This window comes from Diplocloster hominis (assembly GCF_032380655.1).
In the GTDB taxonomy this organism is placed as follows: domain Bacteria; phylum Bacillota; class Clostridia; order Lachnospirales; family Lachnospiraceae; genus Diplocloster; species Diplocloster hominis.
This window is the reverse complement of sequence record NZ_JAWDIY010000046.1, coordinates 21,911-38,626: the sequence shown is the minus strand read 5'-3', so window position 1 is coordinate 38,626 and position 16,716 is coordinate 21,911. Positions and strand designations below refer to the sequence as shown.

Below are 16,716 nucleotides of genomic sequence, written 5' to 3'. Positions count from 1 at the left end.
TCTGCGTAAGCCATTCTAAGGCCCGGCCTCAAGTGATTTGGCCCCACGGGATTCGCCGCCCGGTTCCAAAGGCCGGACCGCCTCCCTCCCTTCCCTGCTTTACAATAGGCTTTTTTACATATTCCGTAAGGCTGACAGATTTCGTAGTATTGTTGGTGACTTATTTTTCCGTTATGAAGCTATCAGATCTGCATACATAGGTGATCCATTCTGCTGTTCTTACATTCCTATCCTAACTGATTTCCTATGAAATAAAAGAAAGGGGTGGACAAAACGTCCCCCCTTATTTATGATGGATAAGGATAAGGGATGCTGTACTCTGATAGAAAGGATGCAGTAAATATACACCTGTGGAGGATAAAATGGAATATTATGAGACACAGATAGAAGGATTTCGGATTCGCAAAGCCGGACGTGATGATATCCCGGTCGTTCTGGAGCTGATCAAAGAGCTGGCGGAATATGAAAAGATGTCGGACGATGTGGTGGCGACTCCCGAACTTCTGGAGGAGTGGATCTTTGACAAGGAGAAAGCACATGTACTGCTGGGAGAGGCAGAGGGAGAAATCGTCGGTATGGCGCTGTATTTCTATAATTTTTCTACTTTCCTGGGCAGAGCGGGAATCTATCTGGAGGATCTGTATGTAAAACCTTCGATGCGTGGCAGCGGAATGGGCAAAGCGCTGCTGACCCGGCTGACCCGTATCGCGGTGGAAGAAGGATGCGGCCGTATGGAGTGGTCGTGTCTGAACTGGAATACGCCCAGTATCGGGTTTTATAAATCGCTGGGGGCGGTGCCTATGGATGAGTGGACCGTATATCGGTTGACGGGGGATGTGCTTAAGGGGCTGGGGTCCGATGGGAAGGGGATATCCCGCCGGTAGATCCGCATTTGGTCTGATATGCCGCAGATGAGAATCACGGGAAATGTGATTTTCACCTGCGGTTATTTTATTTCATTTGAAAATGCTCCTATGAATTAATAAAGCTCCGCGGGGATCACACTGCGGCGGAAAGGAAGATGCCGCTTATGCGGCCCGCCGCAGGAGTTTCGTCTCGTGGGTGAGAGAGAAGAAAAAAATTATTCAAAAGCATATAAAAAAATTTAATATATATATTGACTATGTATATTATATGATATATAATATAGAAAAATAAAACATATATAAAATATTTAATATATAGGAAAGGAGGAATTGATATGGTGTATCAGTTGGGATCAGCTTTGTTGGATGCTTTTGTACTGGCCATTGTGTCGAAAGGGGATGCCTATGGTTATCAGATCTCACAGGAGATCAAGACTGTGGTGAATCTGAAGGAATCGACGCTTTATCCGGTGCTGAAGAGGCTGCAGGAGGCAGGATATCTGGAAGTCTATGATCAGCCGTTTCAGGGAAGAAACAGGAGGTATTACCGTATTACTGATCACGGCCTGGATATGAAAAGGTATTATTTGAAGGAATGGATCGAGTTCCGCATAGATGTGGAAAGAATATTACGAGGAGGGGAAAGCGATGAACAGACAGGAATATCTGCGAATATTGAATAAGGAGCTCAGAAGACTGCCCCGCGCGGACCGCGAACAGGCACTTCGGTATTATGAGGAATATTTTGAGGAGGCCGGCCCTGAAAATGAGCAGGCGGTGATGGAAGAGTTGGGAAACCCCATCGATATTGCCAATCAGATTATACGGGATCTGGCGATCAAGAAGATGGAAGAGCCGGAGAAGTCGGTGAAGCATGGCTTTTCCGCTATCTGGATTGTGATATTGGGCGTGTTTGCGGCACCCATCGGGCTGCCACTCGCCTTAGCGTTTGCAGTGGTGATTTTTTGTTTGGTTTTTGTGGTGTTTGTGTTTGTGGCCTCTTTTATATTCGCCGGAATATGCCTGGGTGCGGGAGGGCTGCTGTCCCTGGCTGCAGGCGGTTACCTGCTGTTCCATACATTCGCAGATGGTTTGTCCGTGATTGGCAGTGGACTGGCGGCTGCGGGCGTTGGAATCTTTATCCTATATGGTAGTTTCTATCTTGGAAAATTATTATTTGCCGGAATTGCGCGTCTGTTCCGCAGAATGCTGACAAGGGGGAAGAAGAATCATGAAGAAATTCAGTAAAATTATATTAATCGTGGCCACATGCCTGGTGGTCGTAGGCGGCGGTTTCTTGGGTGTCGGTTACGTGCTGGGCGGTAGTCCTTCTTTTGCGATTGGACCCAATGGAATTATAAACGGAACCACTTCCGTGAATCATACGCTGGAAAAGACCAGAATCGATGCCTTTGAAAATGTGAAACTGACCGTAAATTACGGCGATATCCAGGTGGTGCCTTCGGACGGGTATTATCTGGAGTATTCCCTGACCGGTGACGAAAAGGGACCGGCCTACAAGGTGGAGAATGGAACGCTTACCTTCCGGGAAATCCAGGAGAAAGCAGGGCCCGTATACAGCTTTTTCTCTTACGGCCCGATTGGAAATGTATATGATCCGAAGGGGAACGATTATCTGAAATTGTATGTGCCAAAGGATGTCTATCTGAAAAATGTGGAGATCGTTGGAAGCGACGGTGAATTCGTCTGGGACGGTTCCGTAAAAACAGACTGGCTCAGCGCGGATATCTCTTACGGAGATATGAAAGTGAGCGATGTGCAGGGGAAACAGGTGGAACTGAATTCTGCTGACGGCAAGATCGAAGTGACAAATTGTACCGCGGAAACGCTGAATATCTATAACGCCTATGGAGATACCAGCATCAGCCAGGTGGATGTTCAGAATCTGACTGCGGAAATAAGTGACGGCAAGCTTTCTATGGAGCAGATCAAAGCGGATAATACCGATATCAATAATTCCTACGGCAGAATAAAAGGGAAGAGTATCAGCGGTAATATCTGGACAGTATATCAATCCGACGGAGACTGTAGATTAGACGAGGCGGATATTCAGGATCTGAAAGTTGAAAGCTCATATGGAGATGTGGAACTGAATATGCTGGGAGCGGAGGATGATTACGACTATGATCTGCGCTCGGAGTACGGTTCCGTGAACCTGAACGGTTACCACAGAGATGAAGAATTAAGACTCCGGAATAAAGCAGACCGTGTGATCAGAGTGGACTCTTCTGACGGGAAAATCGTGATCAATACACAGGAAGATTGAATGCATACAGAAATCAAATGTCCTGGTCAAGACGGAAGACCGATGCGTCCATTCGAAGGGCATCCTCCTCATCGTGGCTGACCATCAGAACCGTCTTGCCGGACAGTTGATGATATAACCAGGAACCAACGACAGACCGGGTGGCTTCGTCCAAACCTTCAAAGGGCTCGTCCAGAAAGCAGATGTCAGGATCTGAAAGGACGGCGCGGACGATCGCTACCCGGCGTTTCATTCCCCCGCTGTAATCGCGCACCGGTTTATACAGGCTGTCGGTAATCCCCACTTCGGTAAGCGCGTGGATAATCCGCTCTTTTGGAAAAGTATGGCTGCAAACCATCCGGACATTGGAGACGGCGTTCAGATTTTCACACAGACGGTATTCCTGAAAGACGGCGGCCATCCTAAGACCCGACAGGCCCAGAATCTCTCCTTCATCCGGGGACTCAAGCCCCATCAAAAGGCGAAGCAGAGTCGTCTTCCCGCAGCCGGAAGGTCCCATGATGCAGGTAGTCTCCCCTTTCCGGAACGTATGGGTAAAATGGCGCAGCACCGTCAAATCACCATATGATTTTGTGATATTTTTCATCCTGATCTCCATATTTTCCTCCGTGTGTGCATCTTTTTGCACATATAGGTATCTCTTCCGCATTATCTCGTCTCAACCGCGCGGATCGTCAGGTCCAGCAGTTTCATGAATACTTTTCCAAACAATACGCTGACCAGAATAATGACAAACGTCCAGGCAAAGAGATCCGGCGTATCGAGATAGATCTTCGCCTGATACAGCATGTCGCCGATCGAGCCATCCGGCATACCGATCACCTCAGCCGCGATCCCGGACTTCCAGCAAAGCCCCAGGGAAACTCCGCAGGCGGAGCGAAAATGAGGCATGACCTGTGAAAAATATATGTAACGCATTCTGCGTATGCCCCGTATCCGGAAGACCTTCGCCATCTCCAGCAGCTGCCGGTCGGTATGATGAATCCCTTCCAGCACATTGGTATAAATGATGGGAAGTACCATCAGGAAAGAGATAAATACCGACAATCCCCTGGAAGGAATCCAGACCAGGCAGAGAATAATAAAGGAAGCCACGGGGGTGGCCTTTACCACCGCCATCACCGGATGCAAAAGCTCCCGGAACCAGGAAAAGCAAAAAGAGAGGGCGGCAAAAAGCACTCCGGCCAGTATCGCCAGCAGAAAACCCCCGACATTCCGCACAAAGGAAAAAAATACCGCATGCCAGAACGGCAGAGTCCTGACAAGCTCTCCAAGACGCAAAAGAACCGAGACAGGAGAAACCAAAAGAATCTCCTGTCCCAGAGCCATACTTGTCAGCTGCCAGACAATGAGCCAAAATGCGACTGCCCAGACGCGAAATCCGGCATCTGCCTTTCCTGCCTTTGCCCTTCGGTTCGTGAATCCCTTACCAGCTTTTCGTTTATCTGCTATAGTAGAACGTTTCATCCGGTAACGCCCCTCCGACCGCCTTCGGATTCTGCTCCATGAGTACGGACAGATATCCGCTTAAGGCATCTTTCATTTCAGTACCTTCCATAAATACGATATTACAAGCCGGAAGCGCTTTCACGGCCACTTCCTCAGGAACAATATCATAAGAACCTACCAGCTTGGCAGCGTCCTCCACATGATCATTCACATATTCTATCGAAGCCTGATACTCATCCATAAAAGTAGGAACCAAATCCGGATGCGCCTCGATAAAATCGTTTCGGGCTACAACAACTCCGGTGACCAGAGAACTTTTGACCTCCTGACCCTCCTGGGCCTTGTCCCATTCCCTGGACAGATCCAGTGCCACCCGGATATCCGGATTCTTTACCTGCGCAGTCGTCACAAACGGCTGGGGAAGCATAGCAACACCGGAGGGATCAGCAGCCAGTGCCGCCACACATTCCGTATGTTCTGATTTATATTCGATCGTCAGATCCTTAGCGGGGTCCAGTCCATTCGACTTCAGAATATAATTAAGAGCATATTCCGGAGTGGCGCCCTTCCCGCTGGCGTACAGGGTCTTCCCCTTCAGATCCGCCACTGACTGAACGGTCTCGCCATTCTCCACGATATAGAGGACACCCAGCGTATTAACAGCCAGCACACTGATCTGTCCTTTTGTATTATTATACAGCACGCTGGCCAGATTCGCAGGCACAGCAGCGATATCAAAATCTCCTTGTACAATCTTCGGAGTCATCTCATCCACAGCGCCATGAATCGAAAATTCATACCTGGCAGCGGTAGTTCCCGCGTCTGAATCCGCCATCAGTTTTACCATGCCCATCGAAGTAGGTCCTTTTAAAGCACCGACATGAATCACGGTCTCATCGTCCGTTCCCGCCGGAGCCTGTGAACTTTCCGCCTGTCCCGGAGTCTCAGCCGCCGGAACAGCACTTTCTTCCGGCTTCGCCGCAGGCGCGGCCGAAGCGGCCGGATTACTGCTGCCGTTACCTTCCGATCCGCACCCAGCGAGCAAACCGGCAGTCATACAAAGAGTAACCATAACCACTAATAATTTTTTCATAATCTTATCCCTTCTTTCCCACCTAATTTAACAGCATGTTTTAGAAAAGTCAAGCAGACTGATATTTAGGGGCCGGGGTGAGAGGGAAAGGACGTGCCCGGGCGGCTCCTGGCGGCAAATCTCGCGGGGCCAAATCACTTCGGCCGGACCTAAGAACGGCTAACTCCGAAGGCAGGAGAACCTCTTATTGGCAGGGCCCGGAACAAACTCGCAAAGGGCGCTCGGACAGTGTTCCGGGCCCTGCGAGGTTCTCCTGCCTTCTGCGTAAGCCGTTCTAAGGTCCGGCCTCAAGTGATTTGGCCCCGCGAGATTTGCCGCCAGGAGCCGCCCGGGCACGTCCTTTCCCTCTCACCCCTACACTAATAATAGGCTTATTTCCATGTTCTGACAGGACAGGGAATGTCATATGCTATGGAGTTATGCATGGTTGTACGGAAGCTGACAGCTCTATAAAAATCGAAGTTACTAAAGGTTAAACTTAACCAATGAAGAAATATCATGGTCTGAACGAACTTGACTGTTTAACTTACACCAAAGCCTGAAGGATGCTCAAGCGCCCCGGAGCAGATATACCATATATAAATATAAATCATAAACCGATCGTGAAAGAAACCAGACAGTCAATCGGAACATGATAAAAGGCTTATAATAAAGCAGGGCTGATCGGGAAGGGGCGGGGGCCTGGTATACGGGCGGCAAATCTCGCGGGGCCAAATCACTTGAGACCGGGCCTTAGAACGGCTTACGCAGATGGTGGGAGAACCTCGCAGGGCCTGGAACACTGTCCGAGCCGTCCTTTGGCGAGTTTGTTCCGGGCCCTGCCAATAAGAGGTTCTCCCGCCTTCGGAGTTAGCCGTTCTTAGGTCCGGCCGAAGTGATTTGGCCCCGCGAGATTTGCCGCCCGTATACCAGGCCCCCGCCCCTTCCCGATCAGCCCGGACCTTATCTCATCCCCCGTCATCCATTAACAATAACTTCCCGGGAACGGATTCAAATAATTTACATTTTTGGTGGATTGTATTATGATAGTTACATCTAAATGACGAGAGGTGATGATGGAATGAAACTGATTTCCTGGAATGTGAATGGGATTCGGGCTTGTGTGCAGAAGGGGTTTCTGGATTTTTTCGGGGAAGCGGATGCGGATATTTTTTGTATTCAGGAAAGCAAGGTACAGGAGGGACAGATCGATCTGGAACTGCCCGGGTATTGTCAATATTGGAATTATGCTGTGAAAAAGGGGTATTCCGGAACTGCCATATTTACTAAGAAGGAGCCTTTGAATGTGAGCTATGGCATAGGGATGGAGGAGCATGATCAGGAAGGGCGGGTCATAACCCTGGAATTTGATGGGTTTTATATGGTTACCGTCTATACACCGAATTCCCAGGACGGTCTGGCAAGGCTTGCCTACCGGATGCAGTGGGAGGATGATTTCCTTGGTTATCTGGAAAAGCTGGAGGAGTCAAAGCCGGTAGTGGTGTGCGGGGATATGAATGTGGCCCACCAGGAGATTGACCTGAAGAATCCGAAGACGAATCATAAGAATGCCGGTTTTACCGATGAAGAGAGGGAGAAATTCACCAGACTTTTGCAGGCGGGATTTATCGATACCTGGAGGTATTTCTACCCGGATACGCAGGGGGTTTATTCCTGGTGGTCCTATCGCTTTAAGGCAAGGGAGAAGAACGCGGGATGGCGGATCGACTATTTTTGTGTATCTCAGGGTCTTGAGGATCGGCTGCAGGGGGCGGATATACATACGGACATATTCGGATCGGACCATTGCCCGATTGAATTAGACCTGGATATATAAGGGCGCGGGAGGGCCGGGCCCGGACTGACAGAGTATGAAGAGGAACATTATGGAGACTAATAAGAAAAAGCGGGCGGGAAAAGTGATTAAGTGGATTATAGTAATTGTAGTTTTGTATGTGGCGGCAGGAGCTCTGGTACCTTTTCTGTTTCATCCGAAAGTGAAGGAGGATGCGCAAAAGGAACTGGATATCTCACGATTTTATGGTCAGGATGTGCCGGGGACGGACCGGGCTGTAGTCGTGGAGACCAGCGAAGAGGCACTGGATGCCAGATTACTGATGATAAATGAGGCAAAAGAGTCAGTCTCTCTATCGACATTTGACATTCGTCCGGGCGGCAGCTGTGATGATATCTTTTCCGCGCTTCTGGACGCGGCAGACCGCGGGGTGAAAGTAAAGGTGCTGGTAGACGGCCTGTACGGCATGATTCATATGAAAAAGCTGCCGTTGTTCTACGCGGCCGGCAGCCACCCGAATCTGGAGATCCGGTTTTATAATAAACCTAATCTTCTGATGCCCTGGACAATTAACGGCAGACTCCATGATAAACTGATCATTGTGGACGATAAGCTGCTGTTAGCGGGCGGCAGAAATACGTTTGATTATTTCCTGGGCAGTTATACGGATAAAAATTTAAGTTATGACAGAGATGTGCTGGTCTATCATACAAAGAATGGCGGGGAGGAGGCGGACAGTGTCATTTCCCAGACCAGAGAGTATTTTGACGGGGTCTGGGATCTGGGTGTATGCAAGACGGAATATGACCGTGTGCCGGGACGAAGAGCCGATGAGGTTAGAGCGGAGGAAGAACGTCTGCACACCCATTATCAGGAGCTTCAGCAGAAACGGCCTGAGCTGTTTGCCGGTGATCCGGATTATGAGAGCTTTACCCTGCCGACCAACAAGATCACGCTGATTCACAATCCAACCCATATCTTTTCCAAACAGCCCTACGTCTGGTATCAGCTGCAGCAGCTGATGCTGCAGGCAAAGGAGAGGGCCTATGTGCAGACACCCTATGTGGCATTCAGCAGGGATATGTATGCGGGTATGACAGCGGTGGGAGAGCGTCTAAAGCGGTTTGACATGCAGATCAATAACCCGGCAGTGGGGGATAATCTGATGGCGGGTTCTGATTATCTCTTCCAGAAGAAGAAAGTGATAGAAACAGGCGTGCAGATCTATGAATTCCAGGGCGATCATTCCTCCCACGGAAAATCTATGCTGATCGATGAGGATATTTCCCTGATCGGGTCCTATAATCTGGATATGCGCAGTACCTATATCGATACGGAAACCATGCTGGTGATCGACGGGGAGGAATTCCAGGATCAGCTGGAGGCAAAGATAATGGCTATGCACGCGCAGAGCCTGGCGGTGAATCCGGATGGAACCTACGCTGAAAATCCGGACGTGCCTGTGGTGCAGGCGCCGGAGAAGAAGGCGGTGCTGTTTCGGTTTACCCCTTATCTGTTCCAATTGATCCGTTATTTAATATAAACTGCGAAAAATGCAGATAAATGCCAAATTTTTACATAATCTTAAGGGAATTTTAAACCTGGACTAACAGAAAATGTCTATTTATGCTGATAAAATAAGGGGAAAATAGATCGAAAAAAATAGAATTATCTCATGAAATGTCTATTTTCCCCTGCTGAATGTCATTACTAGTAACATACTAAAGACACGAACTAATCAATCATTTCTATTGCTTCGCGCAAATCATCGAGGCTGGGAGAAATATATTTTGCCTCGGTAATATCTTGTGCCAAAGTGTGTCCCATAAGCCTTTTAAGCATAGGTTTGGGCATTCCAGCACGGTTCCCCATAGTAGCAAATGTGGTTCGACAATCATGCGGTGTATGATCAAATTGCAATGTCTTCATTATCTCGTAAAAATATTTTCTGTATGTCTCTTGTGCTACATGGATGATCGTACCATATTCAGCGACCCTCTTTTCAACGAGCGGAACAATTCGACTATGGATCGGTACAATCCTACCTTTTCCGGCTTTCGTTTTAACTCCACCTTTGAAATATCCCTCTTCAAGATTGATTTGCACAGTTCTCATGCCCTCGAGGCGAAATCCACTGTAGCAAAGGATCAGGATCGTATCCACCCAGGGGACGGCCAGATTCGCCCATAGTACATTCATTTCTTCCTGGGTAAATGGAATACCGGATTCGTCATCGTCTGGCGTTTTGATCTCAACGAATTCTGCCCAGTTTTTAGATGCAAGATCATAACGCATAGCATATTCATACATCTGCCTGAAAAGATTTTTGATATGTTCCAGGCTTGCATGTTTCAGAGGACAGTTATCAATGACGGCCTGCAGATCATCAGCCTTAAGATCGTAGAAAGCTTTTTTATGTAATGTAGCGCTGTTTTTAAACCCAGCTTTTGCGCAATCAATAGAACTTTTCGAGTAGGGCTTCTGTGGATCCTCGTATTTATAAGCAAAAAAAAGCCTGTAAACCTCTTCAAATGTCATATTGCGGTCATTGGTATCATATGGCTTTTTATGCCACTCTACAAGGGCTTCAAAGGCTTCCATCCACGTTGGATAGTATCCGATCGGGGGATCATAGATGGGATGCCCATTGTCTTTCCAGCGGGTTACCGGCGGGCGAACCATAAACGGATTACGACGCCGTTCAGGTTGGGAAAGAGTTACGATCGATCCATACCCGTTGGGCAGCCGCAGGTGGCGTTTAGCTTTCGGTTTCTCTTTAGTCAGGCGGGGGCCGCCGGTGGGAATGTTTTCTTTTTTCATTGTCATCACCTCATTTTTGAGTATAAAAAATACGCCTATTGCCAAGGCGTATCGGGTGATGGTATAATAACGTTTGAGGACGATATTGTTCCCGGTTCGCCTGGAATAGTATCAAAGACGGTTCCTGTTGGCGCAGGGGCCGTTTTTGTGTGAGTTTATAGAATCAAAGAAGAAATAACCTGTCCAATTTGGACAATATTACTCTGTCCTGTGAATTCAAACTTTACTTTTCCAAGGCCACTAAAATACATTTCCAATTCACTATCCATGTCTAAAACACCTGCAGTTTCAACAGAGTATGCTTGAATTTTAGAATATGGAAGAGAAGTAAAGTCTTTCTTCTTTCCTGTCACGCCTTGTACATTTACGGCAATGACTCTTTTGGTGGTAAAAGCCACATAATCTCTTACCCCCTTAAAAACACTCATAACTTGTTCGCCCTGAATAAGCAGGGGGCCAACATCATTAATTACAGCTTTGGGATCACATTGTTTCAATTTAAAGACGCTTCCGTTTTGAAAATCTATCATATGTACATCCTCCTTTTATATCCCTTTTGGGATTTTTATACTATCTCATAAATATTAAGCGGATCAAAACGGATCAAGAATCCATCACGACAAAGATATGTACCGTAGATCTCTTTATACCGGTTAACGGCCGCCTGCAGCATTTCTTCTGTGGTACCGATATGATCCGCTATTTCAAACCGATTACGACAGCCGGCACGTTTGGCAGAGATAAGCTTGTCTACTGTAACCATTTTTCGATAGGCATAGAGCCGGGCACGGGATTCCTGTTTTCGATTCCCGGAAACCGTCTGATCGATTATATCACCCTGGGTTGTGTGATAGTGTCCAAGTTCTTCGGCCAGAACGCAGGCTTTTTGTACTGTAGTCATATTTTGTCTGATATAAATTCTGTTTCCCTTGATCCTTCCATCATAAGCACGGAGGGGTTTCTCTTTTGTAATAATTCCGTATTGCTCGGCTTCTTCAATAAGTTCTTTGTATCCCATAGTTGCACCCCCTTGTGCATCCATTATATCAGAACATTCGTTCGAATTCCACTATTTTTTTAATCGTCACCGTTTATTAAGTATTCATCATGTCGCCGCATTTCATCAGTCACTTTGATATCAGTTCTTTCATGTGCGGCATTAAGCACTTGATCAGTTTGAAACAGATTCATACCTGATTTTTCGTATAGCCTTTGTAAACGCTTCTTACAGGTTTCTTCCATATAATCTACAAAACTACCAAACTCATTATCTGTGATTTTAAAAGATACGGAATTGTTTGAAAGAATATACATATCTCCTTCCGATTCATAATTCCAACCTAAGCCGCGCAACTGATAATAGAATGCGCTAATTTTGTCTTCGAATTGTGCGGCCTCTTCGTCCCATTTGTCTGGATCAATCGTTTCATTACCCAGTAAGTAATCTACAGTAACACCAAAGTAATCAGCGATTTTTTGAATTTTTGATATATTTGGATTACTATTATTCAATTTACTGATATAACCTTTTCCAAATCCGAGTGTGTCCTCTAACTTATTCATTGAAATATGCTGTAAATTACATAATTGCTTAATGCGTTCTTTTAATTCCATAATTTTTTCTCCCTATATTTCTGAAAAAATAGCAAAAATGTATTGACATCCTGAATAAAACGCGTATAATATGATTTAGGTTCTGAAAATAAAGCAAATATACACGAAAGGATGAGGAATACTTATATTGAGTTGTTTTGCTAATTACTATTATAGAATATTTTCAGAATCAAGTCAATAAGTATTGATGCAAATTCAGAGGAAGGAGGTAAAAATTGGAGATCTATACAAGAATTTCAGAAATGGCGAAAAAGAAAGGTGTATCAATTAACATGATCGAAAAGGAAGCAAAGCTATCGACCGGGAGCATTTGTAAATGGAATATAGTTAGTCCAACGGTTCGAAATCTAAAAAAGGTAGCTGATTTCTTACAGTGTTCCATTGATGATTTTTTAAATTAATGTTCTAAAAAAGGAGGAATGCCTATGGACATGGAAGAGATTCTATCAAACCCGTTGTTAAAGGATGAGATCGTAGCAGCGGCCGCCAGGATGATCATGAACCAGATCAAGCCGCCAGAGTTCAGCGGAAGAAATATACCGGTCTATATTGCAGCGAAGATCATGGGAAAGAATCAGCAGGCCGTCCGGATTGCTCTGCAGAAGGGAAAATCAGGGATCGGCTGGGCCTATCAGGACGACGCCGGTAACTGGCAGTATTACATTTCACCAAAGAAATTTTATGAGGAAACAGGGTATATCTATCAGCCAGATCAAATTAAAGGAGAATCGGAATGACAATAAGAGAATTTGAAGGAGAAGTTGCTAAAATTTTACTTCCGGGAGAAACTGCACCATCAATAACAAATAAGGAATTCGAAGCGATTGAAAAGGTATATCAGTATCATCCTTCTATCAGCGATGTAGATGGCAAGGAACAGATCGCAAGTTTTTACGCCAACTACGGGATGGCGATCATCATGGATATGCTTCCCAGGGCGGAACTTATGGAGGTGAAGGAAAAACAGCTAATGGCGGCCCGTGAAGCATTACGGAAAGTCGAAGAGGAAATCAAAAGCATTAGAAAAGGAGGGAGAATAGATGCTTAAAGTTGGTGATTGGGTAACATGGGAAGCTGATCTGAAAGGTCAGCGGGGAACCGGTATTATCGTCGAGAAGTATATCAATCCGTGCCGGCACGCTTGTGTTGTAGTTCGAACGAAGGACGGGTACCGGAAGAAGTTACAAGAATCCTGGTGTGCAAAAATTAAAAGGACCCCATGGGTGGCCGCCCGAAGAGGTCCAGAAGTTCAACGCACAAGGAATCACCCCATGCAACCTCATTATAACCTTAAAGTCGGTTTTTCTCAATAGGAAGCGGGGGAATATTTTGAGAACAGAATATACCCCGCTGACTCCCGAGGAACAGGAATTCGCCACAAAAAACCATTACATGGTTGAAAACTACCTGCGGATCCGAAGGCTTCCGGTTGACGAATGGTACGACGTTGTGATCTTCCGGTTTCTGCTGGCGGTCAAACAGTATCTTACAATACCTCGGCTACAGCAATATAAGTTCCGGACTATAGCCTATTATGCAATGCGTTCAGCAATCGGAAACGAATATGAAAAACAAAAGCGCAGGATTTCAACAATCAGCCTGGACGAAGTAATTCCTGGAACAGAAGATTTAACGTACGCCGAATCTATAACTTACAAAAATTTAGATTATCTAAAGGAGGATTGTTCTTTGAATATATATTATAACGTAAAAGTTCCTGAAATACCTCGAGCACCTAAGAGTGAAGAAACCATAGCAATAGAAGCGTTTCTTGCGAATGAACCTAAAGCAGAAAATATGTGCTTTGAGTATGACTCATATGAGGAAGCAAGGAAAAAAGCAAATAGCCTTTACTCTTATCGGAGCAGATACAATCTTAAAGGTGTTTTAGATATAAAGCGAAATAAAAATCAAATTTTTATTATCCGATTGCCACAGAAGGGACGGTGCGACTAAATGTCCGGAATGAAGATCAATAAGTTGGAAATCGAAAATGTGAAGCGTGTTAAGGCTGTCAAGATAGAGCCAACACAGAACGGCCTGACTGTGATCGGCGGCAGGAATAACCAGGGTAAGACTTCCGTTCTGGATGCGATCGCCTGGGCACTGGGAGGCGATAAATATCGCCCGTCACAGGCCCAACGGGAAGGATCAGTGATTCCGCCTACACTCCATCTTGTCATGAATAACGGCCTTGTGGTCGAACGGAAGGGCAAGAACAGCGACCTTAAAGTGCTCGATCCAGACGGCCGGAAGGGTGGCCAGCAGAATATAAAGGAGAATAGTTATGCAGACAGAAATACTTGAAATTCTTAATCATATAGATCCTTCCGCCCTGGACTACCAGGAATGGGTCAATGTCGGAATGGCCCTGAAACATGAAGGATATACGGCAGCCGATTGGGACGCGTGGAGCCGCCGGGACGCCAAAAGATATCATGCAGGCGAATGCTTCCGGAAATGGGACAGCTTCCGTGGATCCGTTGGTCCGGTTACGGCGGGAACTGTTGTCCAGATGGCAATGGAACAAGGGTGGTCGCCGGCGCGAGATTCAGGACATGAACTCGATTGGGATTCGACAATCGGTGATGACTTTGTGATCATTGATAAAAACTGGATTGAGGCACAGGAGGTCCAGGAACCTGATCGGTGGGATCCTGCAGCGCAATTGATCAAATATCTGGAAACGCTTTTTGAAGCAGGCGAAAACGTTGGATATGTCACTGGGAGCTGGGAAAAGACAGACGAAAAGGGTACTCGTTGGCTGCCACAGAAAGGGAACTGGGACCGTACGGCCGGGCAGCTCATCGAAGAACTCAACCGTTGTAACGGTGATATTGGCGCTGTACTGGGAGATTATAACCCGCAGGCAGGGGCATGGATCCGATTTAATCCGCTGGATGGAAAAGATTGCAAAAATGACAATGTGACAGAATTCCGGTATGCATTGGTTGAATCGGACAACATGGACATCGATAAACAAAATGCAATAATCCGGGAACTGGAATTGCCGGTAGCTTGTCTGGTACACTCCGGGAAAAAGAGTCTTCATGCCATCGTAAGGGTCGACGCTACCAATTATGAAGAGTATCGAAAACGAGTGGACTACCTGTATAAGATCTGCCAGAAAAATGGCATGAAGCTGGATACGCAAAACCGAAACCCGTCCAGATTATCCCGGATGCCGGGAGCGACCAGGAATGGAAAGAAGCAATTTATTGTTGATACCAACATCGGCAAAGCAAATTGGGCAGAATGGTATGAATGGATTGAGAGCGTGAATGACGATCTTCCGGACCCTGAACCGCTGGAAAGCGTCTGGGATAATCTTCCTGATCTGGCACCGGCGCTGATCGATGGCATACTGCGTCAGGGACATAAAATGCTGATCGCCGGCCCGTCAAAAGCGGGTAAGTCTTTTGCACTGATCGAGCTGTGTATTGCAATCGCAGAAGGTAGGAACTGGCTTGGATGGCCGTGTGCGCGTGGAAAGGTGATGTACGTGAACCTGGAACTGGATCGGGCGAGCTGCCTACATCGATTTAAGGACGTATACACAGCCCTTGGGTGGCCGCCGGATCACCTGCAGAACATCGATATCTGGAACCTGCGTGGGAAGTCGGTGCCCATGGATAAACTGGCACCGAAGCTGATCCGCCGGGCAGCAAAAAAGGATTATATTGCCATTGTGATAGACCCGATCTACAAGGTCATCACCGGAGACGAAAACAGCGCGGACCAGATGGCGAACTTCTGTAATCAGTTTGACAAAATCTGCACAGAGCTGGGAACGTCGGTAATCTACTGCCACCATCATTCGAAGGGCAGCCAGGGCGGAAAGCGTTCCATGGATCGTGCCAGTGGATCAGGAGTATTCGCCCGGGATCCGGACGCACTACTTGACCTGATCGAGTTGGACTTGACGGATGCGATCCTGAAAAACGAAGAAAACAAGGCCGTATGTGATGCATGTGTATCAGCTCTTAATGAAGCTTTCGAAGATTGGGAAGATGGCGTGTCACAGGACGATTTGTGCAGTAGTGTACAGATGTTGAACTACTGCGAAAATAAGCTCTCTGCAGAGCAAATGACGACGCTGAAAGCCATTGCAGAGGCAGCGAAGAAGAGAGCGCAGGCGATCACCGGCTGGCGGATCGACGGCACGCTGCGGGAGTTTCCGAAGTTTCAACCGATAGATCTATGGTTCGATTATCCTATACACAGGATAGATAAGATTGGGATCTTGAAGGATGTGCAACCGGACAGCGAAAAAGCACCGTGGCAACGGGCAATAGATAAACGAAAGTCTCCGGATGTGAAAAAGAAAGAGCGAAAAACTTCTATAGAAACCGCTTTTAATGCTTGTGGTATTAGTGAAAATGTAACTGTTCAAGACTTGGCAGAATACATGGCCGTGTCTGAAAAAACAGTTCGAAATCGTTTGAAGGAGCATGGAGGGTTCATCGTTGAGGATGGGAAAGTAAGGAAAAAAACATGAAATTTCACTATTTCACAATGGAAGAAGAAAACATAAAATATGTTATTTTCCTTAGTGAAATTGAAGGAAAAAGACGTTATTTTCACTGTGGTAAATATGAGGGAAGAAAACATGATTTGCGTATTTTTCCCGAGGGAAGAAAAAAACATATATTACTACGTAATATATAGGGAGTTTCCCTTCCCTGACAGTCAGGGGGGAAAGTAGTCGTGCGACAGCTTACGCACGACGACTCCTTCCCCTGTCACCTGACAAAAAAATAATTTTGAAATATTAACGTGTTAATGTAATAAAATATGCGATTGGAAGTGATAC

The 16,716-nt window shown here is 46.5% G+C and carries 20 protein-coding genes; 13 read left to right on the top strand and 7 right to left on the bottom strand.

Annotated elements, in window-relative coordinates; translation table 11 throughout:
* The first annotated feature begins 362 nt into the window (after positions 1 to 362).
* The 4 genes from ABC831_RS24105 to ABC831_RS24090 all read left to right on the top strand — a co-directional run bounded on the left by ABC831_RS24105 (position 363) and on the right by ABC831_RS24090 (position 3,153).
* The gene (locus ABC831_RS24105) at positions 363 to 884 is read left to right on the top strand and encodes a GNAT family N-acetyltransferase (RefSeq protein ID WP_343250623.1); all 522 of its coding nucleotides are present in this window, start codon (positions 363 to 365) and stop codon (positions 882 to 884) included.
* A gap of 317 nt (positions 885 to 1,201) precedes the next feature.
* On the top strand, positions 1,202 to 1,549 hold the full coding sequence (locus ABC831_RS24100) for a PadR family transcriptional regulator (RefSeq protein ID WP_343250622.1): 348 nt from the start codon (positions 1,202 to 1,204) through the stop codon (positions 1,547 to 1,549).
* Positions 1,515 to 2,114: a DUF1700 domain-containing protein gene (locus ABC831_RS24095; protein WP_343250621.1), complete on the top strand. Its 600-nt coding sequence runs from the start codon at positions 1,515 to 1,517 to the stop codon at positions 2,112 to 2,114. Before ABC831_RS24100 ends, ABC831_RS24095 begins: the two co-directional genes overlap by 35 nt.
* Positions 2,098 to 3,153, top strand: coding sequence for a DUF4097 family beta strand repeat-containing protein (locus ABC831_RS24090; RefSeq protein WP_343250620.1), 1,056 nt, complete (start codon positions 2,098 to 2,100; stop codon positions 3,151 to 3,153). Before ABC831_RS24095 ends, ABC831_RS24090 begins: the two co-directional genes overlap by 17 nt.
* 13 nt (positions 3,154 to 3,166) lie before the next feature.
* Here the strand turns inward: ABC831_RS24090 and ABC831_RS24085 are convergent, their stop codons facing one another.
* The 3 genes from ABC831_RS24085 to ABC831_RS24075 are packed head-to-tail and all read right to left on the bottom strand — an operon-like array spanning position 3,167 to position 5,695.
* Positions 3,167 to 3,751: an ATP-binding cassette domain-containing protein gene (locus ABC831_RS24085; RefSeq protein ID WP_343250619.1), complete on the bottom strand. Its 585-nt coding sequence runs from the start codon at positions 3,749 to 3,751 to the stop codon at positions 3,167 to 3,169.
* A gap of 50 nt (positions 3,752 to 3,801) precedes the next feature.
* A complete protein-coding gene (locus ABC831_RS24080) occupies positions 3,802 to 4,620 on the bottom strand; it encodes an ABC transporter permease (RefSeq protein WP_343250618.1) in 819 nt (272 codons plus the stop codon).
* Positions 4,595 to 5,695 (bottom strand): ABC transporter substrate-binding protein, encoded by a 1,101-nt coding sequence (locus ABC831_RS24075; protein WP_343250617.1) that lies wholly within the window; start codon positions 5,693 to 5,695, stop codon positions 4,595 to 4,597. The genes ABC831_RS24080 and ABC831_RS24075 overlap by 26 nt, the downstream gene beginning before the upstream one ends.
* A gap of 1,060 nt (positions 5,696 to 6,755) precedes the next feature.
* Between ABC831_RS24075 and ABC831_RS24070 the strand changes: the two genes are divergently transcribed.
* Together ABC831_RS24070 and ABC831_RS24065 are read left to right on the top strand one after the other, a co-directional pair.
* Complete coding sequence (locus ABC831_RS24070) at positions 6,756 to 7,511, top strand: exodeoxyribonuclease III (RefSeq protein WP_343250616.1); 756 nt, start codon at positions 6,756 to 6,758, stop codon at positions 7,509 to 7,511.
* A 49-nt stretch (positions 7,512 to 7,560) separates the two neighbouring features.
* The gene (locus tag ABC831_RS24065) at positions 7,561 to 9,012 is read left to right on the top strand and encodes a phospholipase D-like domain-containing protein (protein ID WP_343250615.1); all 1,452 of its coding nucleotides are present in this window, start codon (positions 7,561 to 7,563) and stop codon (positions 9,010 to 9,012) included.
* Between the two features lie 191 nt (positions 9,013 to 9,203).
* Here ABC831_RS24065 and ABC831_RS24060 read toward each other — a convergent pair whose 3' ends face one another.
* The 4 genes from ABC831_RS24060 to ABC831_RS24045 all read right to left on the bottom strand — a co-directional run bounded on the left by ABC831_RS24060 (position 9,204) and on the right by ABC831_RS24045 (position 11,903).
* Positions 9,204 to 10,289, bottom strand: a complete 1,086-nt coding sequence (locus ABC831_RS24060; RefSeq protein WP_343250614.1) for a tyrosine-type recombinase/integrase — start codon at positions 10,287 to 10,289, stop codon at positions 9,204 to 9,206.
* Positions 10,290 to 10,444: 155 nt separating this feature from the next.
* A complete protein-coding gene (locus tag ABC831_RS24055) occupies positions 10,445 to 10,819 on the bottom strand; it encodes a PH domain-containing protein (RefSeq protein WP_343250613.1) in 375 nt (124 codons plus the stop codon).
* Between the two features lie 35 nt (positions 10,820 to 10,854).
* Entirely contained in the window at positions 10,855 to 11,307 is a 453-nt protein-coding gene (locus ABC831_RS24050; RefSeq protein ID WP_343250612.1) for an ImmA/IrrE family metallo-endopeptidase, read from the bottom strand.
* 59 nt (positions 11,308 to 11,366) lie between these two features.
* Positions 11,367 to 11,903, bottom strand: coding sequence for a helix-turn-helix domain-containing protein (locus ABC831_RS24045; protein ID WP_343250611.1), 537 nt, complete (start codon positions 11,901 to 11,903; stop codon positions 11,367 to 11,369).
* A gap of 215 nt (positions 11,904 to 12,118) precedes the next feature.
* Here ABC831_RS24045 and ABC831_RS24040 point away from each other — a divergent pair, with 215 nt between their 5' ends.
* The 7 genes from ABC831_RS24040 to ABC831_RS24010 all read left to right on the top strand — a co-directional run bounded on the left by ABC831_RS24040 (position 12,119) and on the right by ABC831_RS24010 (position 16,571).
* Positions 12,119 to 12,304 (top strand): helix-turn-helix domain-containing protein, encoded by a 186-nt coding sequence (locus ABC831_RS24040; protein ID WP_343250610.1) that lies wholly within the window; start codon positions 12,119 to 12,121, stop codon positions 12,302 to 12,304.
* Between the two features lie 24 nt (positions 12,305 to 12,328).
* Positions 12,329 to 12,640 carry a hypothetical protein gene (locus ABC831_RS24035; protein ID WP_343250609.1) on the top strand — a complete coding sequence of 104 codons (312 nt, stop codon included), beginning with the start codon at positions 12,329 to 12,331 and terminating at the stop codon, positions 12,638 to 12,640.
* Positions 12,637 to 12,951, top strand: coding sequence for a hypothetical protein (locus tag ABC831_RS24030; protein ID WP_343250608.1), 315 nt, complete (start codon positions 12,637 to 12,639; stop codon positions 12,949 to 12,951). Before ABC831_RS24035 ends, ABC831_RS24030 begins: the two co-directional genes overlap by 4 nt.
* 281 nt (positions 12,952 to 13,232) lie before the next feature.
* A complete protein-coding gene (locus ABC831_RS24025) occupies positions 13,233 to 13,859 on the top strand; it encodes a hypothetical protein (RefSeq protein WP_343250607.1) in 627 nt (208 codons plus the stop codon).
* 9 nt (positions 13,860 to 13,868) lie between these two features.
* The gene (locus ABC831_RS24020; protein ID WP_343250606.1) at positions 13,869 to 14,210 is read left to right on the top strand and encodes an AAA family ATPase; all 342 of its coding nucleotides are present in this window, start codon (positions 13,869 to 13,871) and stop codon (positions 14,208 to 14,210) included.
* Entirely contained in the window at positions 14,191 to 16,401 is a 2,211-nt protein-coding gene (locus tag ABC831_RS24015; protein ID WP_343250605.1) for an AAA family ATPase, read from the top strand. The genes ABC831_RS24020 and ABC831_RS24015 overlap by 20 nt, the downstream gene beginning before the upstream one ends.
* A gap of 17 nt (positions 16,402 to 16,418) precedes the next feature.
* A complete protein-coding gene (locus tag ABC831_RS24010; RefSeq protein WP_343250604.1) occupies positions 16,419 to 16,571 on the top strand; it encodes a hypothetical protein in 153 nt (50 codons plus the stop codon).
* Positions 16,572 to 16,716: the final 145 nt, after the last annotated feature.